This is a genomic window from Pseudomonas sp. 313 (assembly GCF_000316965.1).
Lineage (GTDB): Bacteria > Pseudomonadota > Gammaproteobacteria > Pseudomonadales > Pseudomonadaceae > Chryseomonas > Chryseomonas benzopyrenica.
On the sequence record NZ_ANBZ01000082.1, the window covers coordinates 127670 to 146189 of the forward strand.

The window sequence follows — 18520 nt, forward strand, 5'->3', positions numbered from 1 at the left end:
CCGGAATGCGATAGCCCTTGGAGCCTGACCGAAGGTCGCCGGTTCGACCGCTTCGCCCCACCCTGGGGCATACTGCGCGCCCCCTTTCGCCTGGAGTCCTGTCGATGCCCGTCTGGTGGCTGCTCGTCCTGCCCTTCATCGCCGGTGCCTGCCTGCCGCTGCAGGCCGGCATCAACGGTCAACTGGCCCGGCACCTCGGCAGTGTCTTCGCCGCGGCGTCCATTTCCTTCCTGGTCGGCCTGCTCGCCCTGCTGGGCCTGACGCTCTGGCAGCGCGGCGTCCCCACCCTGGGGGCCTTGCGCGAGTTGCACTGGTGGCACTGGTGCGGCGGTCTGCTGGGCATGTTCTTTATCGCCATGGCCGCCTTTGCCGGTCCGCGCATCGGCGCCACCCTGTTCATGGCGCTGGTGATCGCCGGCCAGCTGGCCATGTCCCTGAGTCTGGATCACTTCGGCTGGGCCGGTTTTCGTCAGGACCCGGTCACCCTGGGCAAGCTGGCCGGCGTGGTGCTGATCGGCGCTGGCGTCTGGTGCATCGCCCGGGCCTAGTAGAGATCGCGGCGGTAGCGATCATCCTCCAACAGCCGCTGGACCTCGGCCTCGCCGAGCAGCCCCTGCAGGGTGGCGTGTACGCCACGCCCCAGCCCTTGCAGACTGCCGCAGACCATGATCACGGCATCCGCCGCCAGCCAGTCCAGCAGCAGGTCCGCCTGCGCGCTCAGGCGCTCCTGCACGTAACCGGCGCCGTCCCGCGAGAACACCCGGTCCAGCCGGGCCAGCTCGCCTTGCGCCTGCCAGGCATCCAGCTCCGCTCCATAGAAATCGTCGTGCGTCGCCGTGCGTTCGCCAAACAGCAGCCAATTTCGCCGGTGTCCGGCGGCGATGCGGGCGGCCAGCAGCGGGCGTACCCCGGCCAGGCCGGTACCGGCAGCGATCAGGATCAGTGGGCGCTCGTCCAGCGGCGGCCGGAAGCCGGGGTGGGCGCGTAGCCGCGCCTGTACCTGGTCACCGGGTCGTAGCGCCGTGGTCAGCCAGCCGGAGGCGATGCCCAGGCGGCCATCCGCCTTGCGCTCCTGGCGTACCAATAACCGCAAGGCGCCTTCGCCGGGCAGCGAGGCGATGGAGTACTGACGTACGACGAGCGGCTTCAGGGCGTCGACCAGGGCCTGGGCGTCCAAGCCCGGTAGCGTGGTCTGGTCTTCCGGCAGCAGACGGGTTTCCAGAGCCGTCGCCAAGGTGAGCGTCACCCCCCCGATCTCGACCCTGCTGTCAGCGGCCAGGCCCAGGGGCTGCAGCCAGGCCGCCACGCGCTCGGCGCGCTGGCGCGGCGCGATCTCCAGCAGGTCACCCGGTGCCCAGTGGCTTCCAGGCGGTGGCCGCAGCTGCAGCTCGAAGGCAGCTCCGCCGGGGCTGCCGGCGTTGAGCCGCTGCACCGCCGCCAGCTGCCAGGACTGCAGCGGACGCTCGGACGGTGGCTCGGCACACGCAGCGCCCAGGGTCTGCAACTGCCCCTGCCAGACCGCAAGCGCCAGGGGGTCGCCATTGTCCACCTCCACCGGAGCGAACAGTGACCGGGCGCCCTGTCCATCCAGCCAGGCGTCCAGCCGTTGGGCGAAGGCGCAGTAGGCCGGATAGCGCCGGTCGCCCAGGGCCAGCACCCCATAGCTCAGGCTTGGCAGCGTTGCCGCCTGGGTCAGCATCCGCCGCTCGAAGCCGCGCGCGGCATCCGGGGCCTCGCCGTCGCCGTGGGTGGCGACGACGAACAGCGCCCGGGTGGCCTGCTGCAGCCGCTCCACCGAGAGACGCCCGAGCGCGACCACCTCGGCGCTCAGCCCCGCCGCCTGCAGCTGGCCGGCGGCTTGCCAGGCCAGCGCCTCGCCCTGGCCACTCTGGCTGGCATAGCCGATCAGCCAGTCGGCGCTCCCTGCCGCGGCCGGTGTGAGCCCGCTCTGCGCCTGGCGCGCCTGGCGGCGTTTGCGCCGGCGATCCAGATAGAGCCAGAGTCCGGTCACCATGAACAGCGGCATGGCCAGGCTGGCGAGCAGCAGGGCGATCCGTCCCGCCAGGCCGAAGTATTCGCCCGAATGCAGGGCATAGACGCTGAGCAACAGCCGGGCACCCAGCGGCTGCTCGCGGTAACGGCGATGATCGAGCACCCGCCCCTGGCCATCGAAGACAAGGCGATTGAGGGCGCGGAGGTGCTCGGCATCCTCGGGCAGGTACCAGAGGGTGGGATGGCTGACCTTGCGCGCCGGATTGGGCAGCAGCAGGCCGTAGCCCTCGATGCGTCCACCGGTCTCTGCGCGAAAGCTCTGCCAGAGCGCGTCCAGATCCACGTCCTGGCGCGCCACCACCCCCGTGGTCAGGGGCTCCGGGGCGGCGCCCAGCAGGCGCTCGCTGGCCTCGCGGTACCAGTCATAGGACCAATAGAGACCGGTCAGCGCCGCCAGCAGATAGAGCAGCAGGCACCAGGTGCCAGCCACGGCGTGCAGGTCCCAATGGAAGCTGCGCCCACGGCGCGCCCAGTCCAGGGTCAGCCAGGTGCGCCAGCGGCGTACCTGACGCGGCCAGCGCAGGTACAGCCCGGACAGACAGAGCACCAGCAGGATCAGGGTGGCGGCGCCGGTCAGGGCCTTGCCCACCGGTCCCAGGGCCAGGGAGCGGTGCAGGTCAAGGATCAGGCGAAAGAACGCCTGGCCACGGGGCGACGTCAGCACCTCGCCGGTGTAGCGATCGAACAGCTGCACCTCGCCACGGCCCTGACCCTTCGCCGGTGCCAGACCGAGCAGGCCGTAGCCCTCCCCCGCCATGCTGGAAACGAAGCTCAACTCCCGATCTGCAGGCACGAGACGCTGCCGCACCTCCGGCAGCGTCAGCGGACGCTGGTCCGGAGCGGCGGTGGTCGATGGCGGATTGAGCAGTTGCAAGAGCTCCAGCTGGAAGCTGTAGAGCGCCCCTGTCACCCCCAGCACCACCAGCACCAGGCCCGCTGCCAGCCCGAGCAGGCTGTGCAGCTGGAAGAGGCCCCTGCGGATCAGGGCTGAGCCCATTGTCGCAAGAGGTTGTGATAGACGCCGGTCAGTTGCAGGCAGGCCTCATGGCCCTGCCCCAGCTCGGCGGCCGCCCGCTGGATGCCCTGGTCGAGTTCGAACAGCTGACTGCGCTGACCGGCATCGCGCACCAGGCTCTGGATCCAGAAGAAGGAACACAGCCGCGCGCCTCGGCTGACCGGCAGCACCCGGTGCAGGCTGCTGGCCGGATAGAGGATCAGGTCGCCGGCCGCCAGTTTGACGCTGTGGGCGCCATAGGTGTCTTCCACCACCAGCTCGCCGCCGTCGTACGTGTCCGGCTCGCACAGGAACAGCGTGGCCGACAGGTCGGTACGCAGATAGCCGCTGCCATCCGGCAGGGCCCGTAGCGCATTGTCCACGTGCAGCCCGAAGGACTGGCCGCCCTGATAAAGATTGAACAGCGGCGGAAACACCCGCGCCGGCAGCGCCGCGGCGACGAACAGCGGATGCCGCGCCAACGCCTGCTGGATCAGTTCACCCACCGCCCGCGCCGCCGGCTCGTCCGCCGGCAGCTGCAGATTGTCCTTGGCCATGGCCGACTGGAAGCCGGCGGTGTGCTTGCCATCGGCCCAGGCCGCCGCCTCCAGTCGCTGGCGGCACTCCCCTACCTGCTCTGGCGTGAGCACACCCGGAACGCTGATCATCATTGGCGCTGTTCTCCTCAAAGCCGAAAGCCCTGCGGGTGCAGGGCTCGGCGTCTGGCGGACGACCTTAGAAGCTGTAGGTCGCGGTCAGGATGGCGGAACGGGCATCGCCATATTCGATGGCCGACGACCGGGTGCTCACGCCCAGTTGCGAGCGGACCCGCTCCACATAGTCCTTGTCGAAGACATTGTTGACGTTGAGTTGCAGGTCGACGTTGCGATTGACGCGATAGCCGACCATGGCGTTGTGCAGCCAGTAGTCGTCGAGCTTGGCGCCGTCGTTGCTGGAGGTGACGTTGCGCTCGCTGACGTAGCGGGCACCATAGCCCACCCGCCAACCGGCCGGCAGCTCATAGGTGGTCCAGAGATTGAGCGAGCGCGGCGGGGTGTTGGCGAGGGCCTGGCCTTCGCGATTGCGCCCGTCCAGGGTGTCGGCGGCCTTGAGCGTCTCGCTGTCGAGGAAGGTGAAGTTGGCGTAGACATTCCACTGCGGGGTGATCCGCCCGGTGGCGCCCAGCTCGATGCCCTGCACGCGCTGCTCGCCGGCCAGGGCGGTGCTGCCGTCGGCCAGGGTTTCCCGGGCATTGCTCTTCTCGACGCGGAACAGGGCGCCGTCCAGCTCCAGGCGCCTGTCGAGGAATTCCCACTTGGTGCCCAGCTCCCAGGTCTTGTTCTTTTCCGGACCCAGATCCTGGTTAGCCGCGCTCAGGCCGGCGCCGGTGGAGGTCAGGCTTTCCGCCGAGGGGTTGAAGGAGGTGCCATAGGCCACATAGACCCGGCCGTTCGGAGCCGGCTTGAACACCAGGCCAGCGCGCCCGCTCAGCTTGGCGTCATCGGAACTCAGCTTGGTCTTGGCGCCGCGCACGCCGTTGGCGACCGGGGTGGTGTCGCTGTCGCCGTCGAACCAGTCGTAGCGCAGGCCCAGGTTCAGATCCCAGAAGTCGTTGAGAGCGATGGTGTCGAAGGCATAGAGCGCCTTGTCGGTCAGCACGTTGTTGGCGATGGCCGAGGTCTGCTTGTTGGTCGCGCCGTCATAGCGCTCCGGCGGCGCGGACAGGGAATAGCCTGCGGCCGGGAAGGTCAGGCCATAGCTGTAGGTGTCGCGGTCGTAGTCCTCGCGGGAGAACTCGGCGCCCAGCACGAAGGAATGGCCCAGGCCGAAGGTATCGACGTTGCCGGTCAGGTTGGTCTGGTTGATCCACATCTCCGAGGTCACGTCGCGGCCATAGCCCTGGGGGCCGGCCGGGCGATAGCGACCCGCGGCCACGCCATCCAGGTTGACGTGGGACGCCGAGATCACCACGTCGCGCTCGATGCGGCTGTAGCGGGTCAGGTTCTGCAGGCTCAGGTTGTCGTTGAAGCGATGCTCCAGCTCCACGGTGAAGACATTGTTGTCGATGTCTTCCTTGTCGATGTTCTTGAAGCCGAAATAGGCATCGCGATCCACCCCGCTCAGACGCTTGCCGTTGAGCGCTGGCACGCCGTAATCGGGCTGGTTGTTGTCGGTCTGGTGGAAGTAGCTCAGGGTCAGCCGGGTGTCGTCCGACAGGCCCAGGGCCAGCGACGGCGCGATGCCCCAGCGCTCGCGGTCGATCTGATCGCGGCCGGGCACGTCGTTCTCGTGGGCCATCAGGTTCAGGCGGAAGGCACTGTCGGTACCCACGCCCTGCAGCGGCTGGTTGGTGTCCAGGGTCAGGCGGCGATAGCTGTCGGTGCCCAGGCCCGCGCCGATGCGGGTGAACTGGCGGTTCTGGGGCTTCTTGCTGATCAGGTTGATGGAGCCACCGGTGGTGCCGGCGCCGCCGAACACCGAGTTGGGGCCCTTGATGACCTCGACCGACTCCAGGTTGAAGGTGTCGGTACGGTTGGTCTGGGTGCTGTCGCGCAGGCCATCGATCTGGATGTTCGAGTTGGCGCTGAAGCCGCGGATGTTGATGCTGTCGCCGGAGCCACCACCGCCCTCGCCGGCGTTGAAGGTGATACCGGATACGTTGGACAGCACCGATCTCAGACTCAGGGCCTGCTGGTCCTGGATGACCTGCGCCGGCACCACGGTGACGGTCTGGGGGGTGTCCAGCAGGGGCGCGGTGTACTTGCGCGAGGCGGACTGTTCGGCCTTGAAGCCTTCCTGCTGCGCCTGACCTTCGATGGTCAGACTTTCCAAGCGGGTCACCGGCTCCTTGGCGTCCTGGGCCTGCGCCCCGAGGGACAGCGAAGCGACGGCGACACTGAAGGTGGAAACCAGCAAACGGCGCTGGGACAGCGAGGACATTTCCTTGGACATGATGGCGGGCCGCCTCCTTATGTGAATGCGGCGCGATTCTATTTGCAAACGATTATCAAATCCATAGCGAATGTAAACTATTCTTAACAATCCTGGTAAATAGACTGACAAACCGCTTTTCGCCAGGCATGAAAAAGCCCGCGTCCCTTGCAGGGCGCGGGCTCGACTACCGCGGGAAGGCCTTAGAGGTAGAAGGCCTTCAAGGGCGGGAAGCCGTTGAATTCCACCGCGCTGTAGCTGGTGGTATAGGCACCGGTGGACAGCCAGTACAGGCGGTCACCGCTGGCCAGGTTCAGCGGCAGGCCATACTTGTAGTGCTCGTACATGATGTCGGCGCTGTCGCAGGTCGGCCCGGCGATGACGACTTCTTCCATCTCGCCCTTCTTCTCGGTCCAGATCGGGAACTTGATGGATTCATCCATGGTTTCGATCAGGCCGGAGAACTTGCCCACGTCGGTGTAGACCCAGCGCTCGACGGCGGTGCGCGACTTGCGTGCCACCAGCACCACTTCGCTGACCAGGATGCCGGCGTTGGAAATCAGCGAACGGCCCGGCTCCAGGATGATTTCCGGCAGTTCGTCGCCGAAGTCTTCCTTGAGGAAGCGGATGATCTCCTCGGCATAGGTCTCCAGGCTGTTGGTGCGCTGGATGTAGTTGGCCGGGAAGCCGCCGCCCATGTTGATCATCTTCAGAGTGATGCCGTCTTCTTCCTTGAGGCGCTCGAAGATCACCTTGACCTTGGCGATGGCAGCGTCCCAGACGTCGATGTCGCGCTGCTGGCTGCCGACGTGGAAGGAGATGCCATAGGGCTCCAGACCCAGTTGGCGGGCCAGGATCAGCAGATCCAGGGCCATGTCGGGCTGGCAGCCGAACTTGCGCGACAGCGGCCAGTCTGCCGAGTTGGAGCCTTCGGTGAGGATCCGCACATAGATGCGCGAGCCCGGGGCGGCCTTGGCGATGTTGCGCAGGTCGGCCTCGGAGTCGGTGGCGAACATGCGCACGCCCTTCTCGTAGAAGTAGCGGATGTCCTTGGACTTCTTGATGGTGTTGCCGTAGCTGATGCGCTCCGGCTCGACCCCGGTGGACAGCACCTTGTCCAGCTCGTAGATGGAGGCGATGTCGAAGTTCGAGCCCTTGTCGCGCAGCAACTCTGTGATCTCGATGGCCGGGTTGGCCTTGACCGCGTAATAGATCTTGGCGAACGGGAAGTTGCCAACGAGGTCGTCATAGGCCCGGCCGATGGTGGCGGTGTCGATGACGACGAAGGGGGTTTCCTGCTGGTCGGCGAAGGCCTTCATCTTCTGGAAGGTTTCGCGAGAATAGTAATCTTCGACCTTGATGGACATGCGTCGGACTCCCGATGGGCAGAACAAATTGAAGGAGGGGGTGTTCTGAACGCCTAATCCGTTTCCCCACTTTGGTTCGCCTACTTCCCAAGGCACATCGCCGAAAGCAAAAAGGTCAACGCGTACTGGCGTTGACCTCGCTGTCTCGTCGTCGGTACTTGAGCCGGATGGATCGTTTCCAGCATGGACGTTCGGGCGCGAACTTTAGGGCCAGACGTCCCAGAGATCAATGTTAAATCCGTGATCTTTACCGAACGGTGACGCGCGCGGACTCACCCCCACTCCTGCAACCGACCGGAGCGGGCGACGAGATGTTCCGGAGGGGCGATGACAGGGGGTTGCCGAGCGGGCAGAGAAGGTGGGGAAGGTTGCAGCGTTGGGCTTCGACGATGGAGCTGTCTCAACCCAACCTACCAGAGCCTGGGCCCGTAGGTTGGGTTGAGCGCAGCGAAGCCCAACACGCCCAACCCCAGCGCCTTACCGGAACGGCGGCTCGTCGAAGCTGCGCAGCTTGCGCGAGTGCAGGGAGTCGAGCTGGGTACGCAGCTGGTCGAGGGCGGCGATGCCGATGGCCAGGTGCTGGCTCACCGCGCGGGCATAGAAGGCGTTGGCCGAGCCGGGCAGCTTGATCTCGCTGTGCAGGGGCTTGTCGGACACGCACAGCAGGGTGCCGTAGGGCACCCGCAGGCGATAGCCCTGGGCGGCGATGGTGCCGCTCTCCATGTCCACCGCCACGGCGCGCGCCAGGTTGATCAGCGGGCGTTCCTGAGCCCAGCGTAATTCCCAGTTGCGGTCGTCGTAGGTCAGCACGGTACCGGTACGCAGGCGGCGCTTGAGCGCCTCGCCGCGTTCGCCGGTGACGCTGGCGGCGGCCTCCTGCAGCGCTACCTGCACCTCGGCCAGGGCCGGGATGGGAATGTGCGGCGGCACCACGCGGTCGAGGATGCCGTCGCGCCTCATGTAGGCGTGGGCCAGCACGTAGTCGCCGATGGTCTGCGACTGCCGCAGGCCGCCGCAGTGGCCGATCATCAGCCAGCAGTGTGGGCGCAGCACCGCCAGGTGGTCGGTGATGTTCTTGGCGTTGGATGGGCCGACGCCGATGTTGACCAGGGTAACGCCATGGCCGTCGCTCGCTATCAGGTGGTAGGCCGGCATCTGGAAGCGGTGCCAGGCGATGGCGGCGATGACCGCCTGGGCCTCGGTGGGGTCCATGTCACGTTCGATGATGACGTTGCCCGGCAGCACCAGGCGCTCGAAGCGCGGATCGCTGCGCAGTTGCTCCAGGCCATGCTGGATGAACTGGTCGACGTAGCGATGGTAGTTGGTCAGCAGGATCCAGGGCTGCACGTGGCGCCAGTCGCTGCCGGTGTAGTGGACGATGCGTCTCAGCGAGAAGTCGGTACGGGCGGCATCGAACAGGGCCAGCGGCAGCGGATCGATGCGCTCCCAGTCGTAGTGGCCGTCGGCGATGTCGTCGTGGGCGGCGGAGAGATCGGTGCTGGGAAAGACCCGCGCCAGCTCGGCGGCGGTCACGCCGCTACCGGCCAGTTCGTCGCCCTGCTCCACCACATAGGGGTAGGGGATGTCCTGGCGACTGCGACCGACCTCGACCTGGACGTCGTAGTCGCGCATCAGCGGCTCGAGCTGCTCCAGCAGATAGCCGCGAAAGGCCGCCGGATGGGTCACGGTGGCCACATAGGTGCCGGGCAGCTGGATCTTGGCGTAGGCGCGGGTGGTGGCCGGCGGCACGCCGGGCGCGCGATAGCGGATGCGGATCTCGGGATAGCGGAACAGCTGGCGCTCGGCGGCGCTGGGTTCGACGCGATCCTTGAGATAGCGCTTGAGCGCCGCATCCAGGGCCTGGGTGGCCTCCTGGTGCAGCGCCGCGAGCCGGTCGACCGCCTCGCTGGCGGTGGCGACGACGGTGAAATCCTCGGATACGGAGGTCATGCAGGTTTCCTTGTTGGGGCGCTGGCTATAGCTGACACCCTAACACCCCTGGGTGACAACGGCTGTGACGGCTCATAGGGGTTTGTCACCCGGGGCATGCTGCTCCCACAGCCGGCGATAGTGGCCGTCGGGCCGCTGCAGCAGCGATTCGTGACTACCCTCCTCCACCTTGCGGCCGTCGCGCAGCACCAGGATGCGATCGGCATGGCGGATGGTGGACAGCCGGTGCGCCACCACGATCAGGGTGACCTGGCCACGCAATTCGTCCAGCGCCCCCTGGAGCCGCGCCTCGGTGGCGCTGTCGATGCTGGCGGTGGCCTCGTCGAGCAAGAGCACCTTGGGTTCGCGCAACAGCGCCCGGGCCAGCGCCAGCAGTTGCCGCTCGCCGGTGGACAGGGTGAAGCCGCGCTCACCCAGCAGGGTATCCAGGCCTTCCGGCAACCGCGCCACCAAGTCGTCCATATGGGCGGCAGCCAGGGCCTCGCGCAGCCGCGCATCCGATACCTGGCTGCCCAGCAGCAGGTTGTCCCTGAGACTGCTGGAACGGATGAAGGGCTCCTGGGGCACGCTGGCCAAAGCGGCGCCCAGCACTTCCGGAGTCAGCGTGCCCAGTTCGCGACCGTCCAGGCAGAGGTGGCCGCCGGTGACCGGTTGCAGTCCGGCGAGCAGGTCGAGCAGCGTCGACTTGCCGCTGCCGGTGGGGCCGACGATACCGAGAAAGGTGCCCGGAGCGATGTCCAGGTCGATGCCGTGCAAGGTGTCGTGACCCGCGCCGGCATGGCGGAAGCGCACCGCGTCGAGGTGGAAGTGCGCGGTCGCGATGGGGCGGTCATCTTCGCCACTCAATGCCGGCTTCTCTTCCAGCAGGTGCAGCAGCCGGGTGCCGGCCACCGTGGCCTGCTGGAACAGGTTGAATCTCTGGGTGATGTCCATCAGCGGCTCGGTCACCCGCCCTAGGTAGGTGACGAAGGCATAGAGCACGCCGATCTCGGCGCCGCCCTGCAGATGCCCCATACCGTAGACCAGCAGCAGCACCGCCAGCACCGCCACGCTGACCAGGTCCAGCGCCGAGCGCAGCAGCAGGCCGGAGACGCGGATGGTGCGCATGCGGGCACCGTACTGGGCCTGGTTGAGGCGCTGGAAATCCTGGCGGAAGCGCTCGGTCTGGTTGAAGGCCTGCAACAGACCCATGCCGCCGATGGCCTCGCCCAGCCGGGCGCTCTGCTCGGCGCGCAGCATCCGCACCTCCATGGCCGCCGCCCCGCTGTATCGCTGATAGGCCCAGACGATCAGCACCGCGGCCGGGATCAGCAGCACGGCGATGGCCATCAGCCGTACGTCGAGCAGCGCCATGGCCACCAGGATGCCGATCAGCAGCACGATGTTGCCGACCATGTTGCCGAGAAAGGCCACATAGAGTTCACGCAGGGCATCGGTGTCGTTGGTGACCCGCGCCACCAGTTCGCCGGTGGCGGTGCGATCATGGAAGCTCTGCGGCAGGCTCAGCACATGACGGAACAATCGCCGGCGCTGCAGGAGCACCACGTCCATGGCGATCTCGGCGAAGCGTAGCGATTGCAGGTAACGGCCATAGGCGGCCAGACCCTGGGAGACCACATAGGCGGCGACCAGGCCCACCAGCGGCCAGAGGCGCAGGTCGTGGGGCACCAGGTAGTTGTCCAGATAGTGCTTGGTCAGCCAGGGCCCCAATACGTCGAACAGGGTCGCCACGACCAGGATCGCCAGGGTCCCGGCCAATTTGCGCGGATTGGCCAGCACCGGCTTGAGCAGCAGGGAAAGCACGCGGGTCTTGGTCATTGGCCGGCCTCCTCCGCCTGCTGCAGATTCCAGAGTCGGGCATAGAGACCACCGGCGGCGAGCAGCTCGCCATGGCGGCCCCGCTCCACCAGGCTGCCCTGGTCGAGCACGATGATCTCGTCGGCGTGCTGCACGGCCGAGAGCCGGTGGCTGACGATCAGGGTGGTACGCCCCTGCAGCCTGGCCAGCGTCTTGAGCAGGCGGGCTTCGGTGGCGGTATCCACCGCCGAGAGGGTGTCGTCCAGCAGCAGGATGGGCGCCGGAGAGAGCAGCGCCCGCGCCAGGGCCACCCGCTGGCGCTGGCCGCCGGAGAGGGTCAGGCCGCGCTCGCCCACTGGCGTATCCAGCCCGTGCGGCAGGGCCGCCAGGTCGGTGCCGAAGGCGGCGGCGTCGAGGGCTTCGCGGATCTCTCCGGCGGTGGCGTCGGGGCGACTGAGGGCGACGTTTTCGCCCAGGGTACGGGCGAACAGGAAGGGATCCTGGGGCACATAGGCGAACTGGGCGCGCAGGTCGCCCAGCCGGTAGTCCTCCAGCGGCACCCCACCCAGGCGAATGCAGCCCTGCTCCAGCGGAAACTGGCGCAGCAGCAGGCGCAGCAGGGTGCTCTTGCCGCTGCCGGTGGCACCGACGATGCCCAGCGTATCGCCCGCGGGCAGGTCGATGACCACGTCCTGCAAGGCCGGCTGGCGTGCCTGGGGATAGGTGAAGGCCGGGATATAGACCGACAGATCCGCCTGGTCCGGCGGCGTCTGGGTGCCTTCGTCACGGATGCGCTCGGTGACGGCGAACACCTCCTCCAGCCGACGGGCACCCGCTTCGCCGCGCTGCAGCAGGTTGAAGCACCAGCCGATGGCGAACATCGGCCAGATCAGTTGCACCAGATAGAGGCTGAAGCTGGTCAGCTGGCCGAGGGTGATATGGCCGTCGAGATAGCGCCAGCTGCCCATGACCAGGGTCAGCAGGGTGGCGAGACTCAGGGCGACGAAGATGATCGGCTCGTAGCGCGCCTCGGTGCGCTGCACCTGGTAGTCGGCCTTGGCCACGCTGCGGGCGCGGGCGTCGAAGTCGTCCAGCTCGGCTTCGATCAGGGCGTGCTGGCGCAGCATGCGCAGGCCGCTCAAGGCTTCCTGGGTACGGTCGTTGAGGGCGGAAAAGCCGGCCAGCGCCAGGCCGAAGCGCTGCTGCACCCGCCGCGCCACCCGATAGAAGCCCCAGGCCATGAAGGGAAAGGGCAACAGCGCCAGGGCGGCCAGGGGCGCGTCGATGCCGATGAACATGGCCAGCAGTACCAGCAGCAGGGTCAGCATGCCGTCGAAACTGGCCAGCACCCCTTCGCCGGCGGCGGTCTCCACGGCGTCGATGTCCTGGGTCGCGCGGGCCAGCAGGTCACCGGTGCGACTGGACTGGAAGAAGCCGGGGTCCAGCCGCGCCAGCTTGGCGAAGAAGGCGTCGCGCAACTCCACCCCGACCTGGTAGGAGGTACCGAACAACCGCACCCGCCACTGATAGCGGAGCACATAGAGGCCACAGCCGACCGCCACGATCAGGGCGACGCGCCAGAGCAGGCCGGTCTGATCCAGCTCGCCGGCGCGCAGGGCGTCGATGGCCTTGCCGATCCACCAGGGCAGCGTCAGGTTGAGCAGGCCGACGCCCAGCAGGCAGAGGATGGCAGTCCCGTAGGCACGCCGTTGGCGCAGGAAGAAATCACGCAACAACCGCCACAACGCCATAGAACCGCCTTACCCGAGCAAAGGTGCAGTATATCGGCTACCCAACCGGCAGCGGAGTTCCTTCGTCCCGATCCAGGTCCCATGTCAACGGGTGGCGCAGGGCGCGAGGTCGTTGTAGGGTGCCACTCCCTGCGGCACCCGGCCGCTGCGCCCCTTTTTCCTTTGCTAGGCTGACGCCCATGACCCTCGAACCCCAACGTCCTGTCGTCCTCTGCCTGTCCGGCCACGATCCGAGTGGCGGCGCCGGCCTGCAGGCCGACATCGAAGCCCTGCTCGCCCAGGGCTGCCATGCCGCCCCGGCGGTCACTGCCCTGACCGTGCAGGACACCGTCGACGTGCGCGACTTCCGGGTGCTGGATCGCGAGTGGGTACTGGCCCAGGCCCGGGCGATCATCGCCGACCTGCCGGTGGCGGCGGTCAAGCTGGGCATGCTCGGTTCGGTGGAGATGGTCGAGACGGTGCTGGAGATCATGGAGGCCCTGCCGGGCGTACCCCTGGTCTGCGATCCGGTGCTGCGCGCCGGTGGCGGCGGCGCCCTGGGCAAGGACGAGGTCGGCTACGCCATCCGCGAACGGCTGCTGCCGCGCGCCACCATCGCCACCCCCAATCTGCCCGAGGCGCGCATCCTCGCCGAGTTGCCCGAAGGCACCCCGGAGCAGTGCGCCGAGCGCCTGCTGCCTTTCTGCGCCCACCTGCTGATCACCGGCGGCCATGGCGAGGAACACGAGGTGCACAACCGTCTCTATGACCGCGCCGGTGGCTGCGTGACCCACGTCTGCCAACGCCTGCCCGGCAGCTACCACGGCTCCGGCTGCACCCTGGCCAGCACCCTGGCCGGGCGCCTGGCCCTCGGCGAAGCCCTGCCCAGCGCGGTGCGCAGCGCCCTGGACTACACCTGGCGCACCCTGAGGGACGCCGAGCGCCCCGGTCGCGGTCAGTACGTACCGCGCCGCCTGCCGCTGGACTTCTGCTCATGAGCCCCCTGCGCGGCCTCTATGCCATCACCGACAGCGCCCTGCTCGCCGAGGGTCGCCTGCTGCCCTATGTCGAAGCCGCGCTGCAAGGCGGCGCCCGGCTGGTGCAGTACCGCGACAAGTCGGGCGACGCCAGCCGCCGCCAGGACGAAGCCGCTGCCCTGGCCGAGCTCTGCCGCCAGCATGGCGCCCAGCTGATCATCAATGACGACCTCGCCCTGGCTCGCCAGCTGGGCGTCGGCCTGCACCTGGGCCAGGAAGACGGCTCCCTGGTCGCGGCCCGCGCCGAACTGGGGCCGGACGCGCTACTCGGCGGCACCTGCCACGCCAGCCTGGAACTGGCCGAGGCCGCGGCCCAGGCTGGCGTCAGCTACCTGGCCTTCGGTCGCTTCTTCGCCTCCAGCACCAAGCCGGATGCCCCGCCAGCGCCCCTGGAATTGCTCGACCAAGCCCGCAGTCGTTTCGCTCTGCCCGTCTGCGCCATCGGCGGTGTCACCCTGGACAATGCCCCACATCTGCTCGCCCACGGCGTCGACCTGATCGCCGTCGTCCACAGCTTGTTTTCCGCCGCCAGCGCGGGCGAGGTGGAGCGCCGCGCGCGCGCCTTCGCCCGGCTATTCACGGCCTGATCCCCTTCAAGGAGACCCCTATGTCCCGCTCCGCGCAACTCTTCGACCAGGCCCAGCGCCACATCCCCGGCGGCGTCAACTCGCCGGTCCGCGCCTTCAAGAGCGTCGGCGGCACGCCGCTGTTCTTCAAGCACGCCCAGGGCGCCTACATCGTCGACGAGGATGACAAGCGCTATGTCGACTACGTCGGTTCCTGGGGACCGATGATCCTCGGCCACAGCCATCCCGACGTGCTCGACGCCGTGCGTCGTCAGCTGGAACACGGCCTCTCCTACGGCGCCCCGACCGCCCTGGAAACCACCATGGCCGATCTCATCTGCGAGATCGTGCCGTCCATGGAAATGGTGCGCATGGTCAGCTCGGGCACCGAGGCCACCATGAGCGCCATCCGCCTGGCGCGCGGCTACACCGGGCGCGACACCATCATCAAATTCGAGGGCTGCTACCACGGCCACTCCGACAGCCTGCTGGTCAAGGCCGGTTCCGGCGCCCTGACCCTGGGCGTGCCCAGCTCTCCCGGCGTGCCGGCGGCCTTCGCCCAGCACACCCTGACCCTGGCCTACAACGACCTGGGCGAGGTGGAAGAAACCCTGGCCAAGGTCGGCGACCAGATCGCCTGCATCATCGTCGAGCCGGTGGCCGGCAACATGAATTGCGTACCGCCGGCGCCGGGCTTTCTGGAAGGGCTGCGCAGCCTCTGCGATCGCTATGGCGTGGTGCTGATCTTCGACGAGGTCATGACCGGCTTCCGCGTCGCCCTGGGCGGTGCCCAGGCGCACTACGGCATCCGCCCGGACCTCACCACCTTCGGCAAGATCGTCGGCGGCGGCATGCCGGTCGGCTGCTTTGGCGGCAAGCGCGAGATCATGGAGAAGATCGCCCCGCTCGGCCCGGTCTACCAGGCCGGCACCCTGTCGGGCAATCCGCTGGCCATGGCCGCCGGCCTTACCACCCTGCAACTGATCCGCCGTCCCGGCTTCCACGCCGAGCTAACCGACTACACCACGCGAATGCTGCAAGGCTTGCAGGACCGCGCCGATGCCGCCGGTGTGCCCTTCGTCACCACCCAGGCAGGCGGCATGTTCGGTCTCTACTTCAGCGGCGCCGAAGACATCGTCACCTTCAGCGACGTCATGGCCAGCGACAGCGAGAGATTCAAGCGCTTCTTCCACCTGATGCTGGACGGTGGCGTCTATCTGGCGCCCAGTGCCTTCGAGGCCGGCTTCACCTCCATCGCCCATGGCGAAGAGGAATTGCGCATCACCCTAGACGCCGCCGAGCGCGCCTTCGCCACCTTTAAGGACTAGCACCCGTCTGACAGGTGTCGTTCGTCTCGCCTGTGGAACCTCTCTGCCCCGCCGGCCTCACACACTAGTTGAGTGGCCGGCGTCACGGGTAAAAAAGTTCCGCCGTTGCGCGTAAAGGTTTTGAAAGCGTGCGTCGGCTTGACCCATAATGAGATGTCGGCGCGTTTCGCCGACCGGGTTCTCCGAACCTGCCTCGCTCGTGGAGGCGCTTCATGCACCGCGCTGGTCGTACCCTGTGCGCAGCCCTGATCCTGATGCCCCTGGCCGCCCTGGCCGGAGGCAATTCGCTGCTCGTCCCCAGCACCAGCCGTTGCAACCTGAATCTGGCCAACGAAGCCCTGGCGCAGGCGATCGCCCGCTGCCAGCAGATCGCCCACGACGGCGATTCCCAGGCGCAGTACGAACTCGGTGACTTCTACTACGAAGGCAAGCAGACGCCCAAGGACCTGAACCAGGCGCGTCAGTGGTTCGAGCAGGCCTCGCTCAAGGGTAATGCCGATGCGCAGAATCGCCTCGGCAACATGTTCTTTCGTGGCGAGGGCGTACCGCCCAACAACATCCAGGCCTACATCGTGCTGAAGATGGCCGCCATCAATGGCAACGACGAAGCCATGGACACCGCCGACCTGGTCAGCGCCCAGATGCGCCGTGACGAACTGGAGATGGCTACCCAGGTGCTGGGGCAGATCTTCCGCGACTATCTGCAGGACATGCAGACCGCAGGCAATCTCAATCCCTTCCAGCCGCCGCAGAACTGACGGCGAGCCCGGCAGAGCCTGTTCAAAGTCTCGCGAGCTAGAGACAAACAAGGCGAAAATGGCTTAGGAAGCGGAGTTTACAAGTCGTAAATGAGCATTCCGAAGCCATTTTCAACGCCGTTTGGCCGACGCGCAGCAGACTTTGGCCAGGTTCTCAGGGCTTGTCGGGCATTGGCATCGGAAACGGCATGACATTGGTGCCACCCTTGGCTTCGCTGATCTTGGGCTGCCCCAGGCGCTCCACCTCGTCGATGCGGATGATCGAGTGCATGGGCACGAAGCTGCGCACCACGCCTTCGAATTGCGCCTTGAGCTTTTCCTCGCTCGGATCCACCACTACCTGGGTGCGCTCGCCGAACACCAGTTCCTCGATTTCCAGGAAGCCCCAGAGATCGCTCTGGAAGATCTGCTTGGCATAGATCTCGAAGACCTGACCCTGGTTGACGAAGATGACCTTGTAGATGGCCGGCTTGCTGGGGGATGAGCTCATGGTGGACGCGGGTTTCGCCGAGGAAAAAGGGGGTAGCGAGCATAGCACGCCGGCCCCGGCAGCCGTCAGCGTTCGCCAGGGGTTTCCAACCAGGCCCGCTCGGCCACCACGGCTGTCACCCAGTCGATGAAGACCCGCAACTTGGCGCTGACATGACGATTGGGTGCGAAGGCCAGATACAGCGGCAGGGGTGCCACCTGCCAGTCCGCGAACAGCCTGACCAGTTCGCCACGATCGACCGCTTCCGCTGCCAGGTAGTGCGGCAGGCAGACCACCCCCAGTCCGGCCTGCCCCGCCGCCAGACAGGCATTGCCGTCGTCCACCTCCAGACTGTGGCGGCCCTGCAGCTCCAGGCGCTCGGCGCCGCGCTGCAGGGCATAGGGAAAGCCCTTGCCCCTACCCCAGAGAAACCGCACCACCCGGTGCGGCGTCTCGGCCAGCTCGGCGGGATGAACCGGCACACCCTGGGCGGCGAGATAGGCCGGTGCGGCATAGCAGCCCAGTTGCAGCGCCCCTAGCGGCCGGGCCACCAGGTACTGCTCGCGGATGCGCCCGCCGCGGATCACGCAATCGACGTTGTCACCGATCAGATCCACCTGGCGATCGCTGACGCCCAGCTCGAGCTGGATATCCGGATAGCGCTCGAAGAAGTCCGGCAGAGCCGGGATCAGGATCAACCGCGCCAGCGGGCTGGGCACGTCCACTCGCAGGCGGCCACGGGGCGTGCGGGTGGCGACCGAAAGCCCCGTTTCGGCATCGTCCACCGCTGCCAGCACGCCCAGGCAGCGGTCGTAATAGGCCGCGCCGTCGGCGGTGACCTGCACCTGCCGGGTGGTGCGATTGAGCAGGCGCACCTGCAGGTGCGCCTCCAGCTGCTGCACCTGCTGGGTGACGCGGGTGCGGCTGCTGCCGAGGGTCTCGGCCGCGCGGGTGAAGCTGCCGGCTTCCACCACCCGCACGAAGGTCTGCATCGCGGCGAACAGATCCATGCCGATTCCTGAACAGGGGATTGTTTGGATTGTACAAACAATGCTGACCGCCTGGCCGGGTTTATCCCCTGGCGAGCGGCGCCTAAGGTGGCTCCAGCTATCCCTACCGGAGCCCCAGCATGACCCGCGACGTCGTCTTTCCCGCCCAGCGCCACGCCCTCTACGAACAGCACCGCTATTCGCCAGCCATCCGTTCCAACGGCCTTCTCTTCGTCTCGGGCCAGGTCGGCAGCCGCGCCGATGGCTCACCCGAGCCGGAGCTGGAGGATCAGGTCCGCCTGGCCTTCGCCAATCTCGACGCCGTCCTCGCCGCGGCCGGCGCCACCTTTGCCGACGTGGTGGACGTCACCCTGTTCATGGTCGATGCCGAAGCCAGCTTCGAGCGGATCTGGCCGGTACTGCTGGAGCACTGGGGCACGGCGCCCTACCCGACGGTGACCGCGGTCGGCGCCACCTGGCTGGCCGGCTTTCGCTTCGAGATCAAGGTCATCGCCCGGCTGCCGGAGGGCGCTGCCCAGGCCTAGGCCGACC

Annotated in this window: 15 protein-coding genes; 6 read left to right on the forward strand and 9 right to left on the reverse strand. The window is 67.2% G+C overall.

Features of this window, described 5'->3' with window-relative positions; translation table 11 throughout:
- Nucleotides 1-98: 98 nt before the first annotated feature.
- Nucleotides 99-548 carry a DMT family transporter gene (locus tag C722_RS0121390; protein ID WP_256204562.1) on the forward strand — a complete coding sequence of 150 codons (450 nt, stop codon included), beginning with the start codon at nt 99-101 and terminating at the stop codon, nt 546-548.
- Here the strand turns inward: C722_RS0121390 and C722_RS0121395 are convergent.
- From C722_RS0121395 to C722_RS0121425, 7 genes are all read right to left on the reverse strand, one after another.
- The gene (locus C722_RS0121395; protein WP_017642483.1) at nt 545-3049 is read right to left on the reverse strand and encodes a sulfite reductase flavoprotein subunit alpha; all 2505 of its coding nucleotides are present in this window, start codon (nt 3047-3049) and stop codon (nt 545-547) included. The two genes, C722_RS0121390 and C722_RS0121395, sit on opposite strands and share 4 nt — an antisense overlap.
- Nucleotides 3034-3717 (reverse strand): Fe2+-dependent dioxygenase, encoded by a 684-nt coding sequence (locus C722_RS0121400; RefSeq protein ID WP_017642484.1) that lies wholly within the window; start codon nt 3715-3717, stop codon nt 3034-3036. The genes C722_RS0121395 and C722_RS0121400 overlap by 16 nt, the downstream gene beginning before the upstream one ends.
- A gap of 64 nt (nt 3718-3781) precedes the next feature.
- On the reverse strand, nt 3782-5998 hold the full coding sequence (locus tag C722_RS0121405; protein ID WP_017642485.1) for a TonB-dependent siderophore receptor: 2217 nt from the start codon (nt 5996-5998) through the stop codon (nt 3782-3784).
- Between the two features lie 182 nt (nt 5999-6180).
- Complete coding sequence (locus C722_RS0121410; RefSeq protein ID WP_007159636.1) at nt 6181-7344, reverse strand: type III PLP-dependent enzyme; 1164 nt, start codon at nt 7342-7344, stop codon at nt 6181-6183.
- Nucleotides 7345-7821: 477 nt separating this feature from the next.
- Nucleotides 7822-9294: an AMP nucleosidase gene (amn, locus tag C722_RS0121415; protein WP_017642486.1), complete on the reverse strand. Its 1473-nt coding sequence runs from the start codon at nt 9292-9294 to the stop codon at nt 7822-7824.
- 72 nt (nt 9295-9366) lie between these two features.
- Nucleotides 9367-11112 carry an ABC transporter ATP-binding protein gene (locus tag C722_RS0121420; protein ID WP_017642487.1) on the reverse strand — a complete coding sequence of 582 codons (1746 nt, stop codon included), beginning with the start codon at nt 11110-11112 and terminating at the stop codon, nt 9367-9369.
- Complete coding sequence (locus C722_RS0121425; RefSeq protein WP_017642488.1) at nt 11109-12842, reverse strand: ABC transporter ATP-binding protein; 1734 nt, start codon at nt 12840-12842, stop codon at nt 11109-11111. Before C722_RS0121425 ends, C722_RS0121420 begins: the two co-directional genes overlap by 4 nt.
- 179 nt (nt 12843-13021) lie before the next feature.
- Between C722_RS0121425 and C722_RS0121430 the strand changes: the two genes are divergently transcribed.
- The 4 genes from C722_RS0121430 to C722_RS0121445 all read left to right on the forward strand — a co-directional run bounded on the left by C722_RS0121430 (nt 13022) and on the right by C722_RS0121445 (nt 16510).
- Nucleotides 13022-13819 carry a bifunctional hydroxymethylpyrimidine kinase/phosphomethylpyrimidine kinase gene (locus C722_RS0121430; protein ID WP_017642489.1) on the forward strand — a complete coding sequence of 266 codons (798 nt, stop codon included), beginning with the start codon at nt 13022-13024 and terminating at the stop codon, nt 13817-13819.
- Nucleotides 13816-14445, forward strand: coding sequence for a thiamine phosphate synthase (thiE, locus tag C722_RS0121435; protein ID WP_017642490.1), 630 nt, complete (start codon nt 13816-13818; stop codon nt 14443-14445). Before C722_RS0121430 ends, thiE begins: the two co-directional genes overlap by 4 nt.
- 20 nt (nt 14446-14465) lie before the next feature.
- Nucleotides 14466-15752 carry a glutamate-1-semialdehyde 2,1-aminomutase gene (hemL, locus tag C722_RS0121440; RefSeq protein WP_017642491.1) on the forward strand — a complete coding sequence of 429 codons (1287 nt, stop codon included), beginning with the start codon at nt 14466-14468 and terminating at the stop codon, nt 15750-15752.
- A gap of 212 nt (nt 15753-15964) precedes the next feature.
- On the forward strand, nt 15965-16510 hold the full coding sequence (locus C722_RS0121445; protein ID WP_017642492.1) for a tetratricopeptide repeat protein: 546 nt from the start codon (nt 15965-15967) through the stop codon (nt 16508-16510).
- A 154-nt stretch (nt 16511-16664) separates the two neighbouring features.
- Here C722_RS0121445 and C722_RS0121450 read toward each other — a convergent pair whose 3' ends face one another.
- Nucleotides 16665-17000: a DUF1820 family protein gene (locus tag C722_RS0121450; RefSeq protein WP_007159644.1), complete on the reverse strand. Its 336-nt coding sequence runs from the start codon at nt 16998-17000 to the stop codon at nt 16665-16667.
- 65 nt (nt 17001-17065) lie between these two features.
- Complete coding sequence (locus C722_RS0121455) at nt 17066-17989, reverse strand: LysR family transcriptional regulator (RefSeq protein ID WP_017642493.1); 924 nt, start codon at nt 17987-17989, stop codon at nt 17066-17068.
- Between the two features lie 119 nt (nt 17990-18108).
- Between C722_RS0121455 and C722_RS0121460 the strand changes: the two genes are divergently transcribed.
- Complete coding sequence (locus C722_RS0121460) at nt 18109-18513, forward strand: RidA family protein (RefSeq protein ID WP_017642494.1); 405 nt, start codon at nt 18109-18111, stop codon at nt 18511-18513.
- Nucleotides 18514-18520 lie beyond the last annotated feature (7 nt).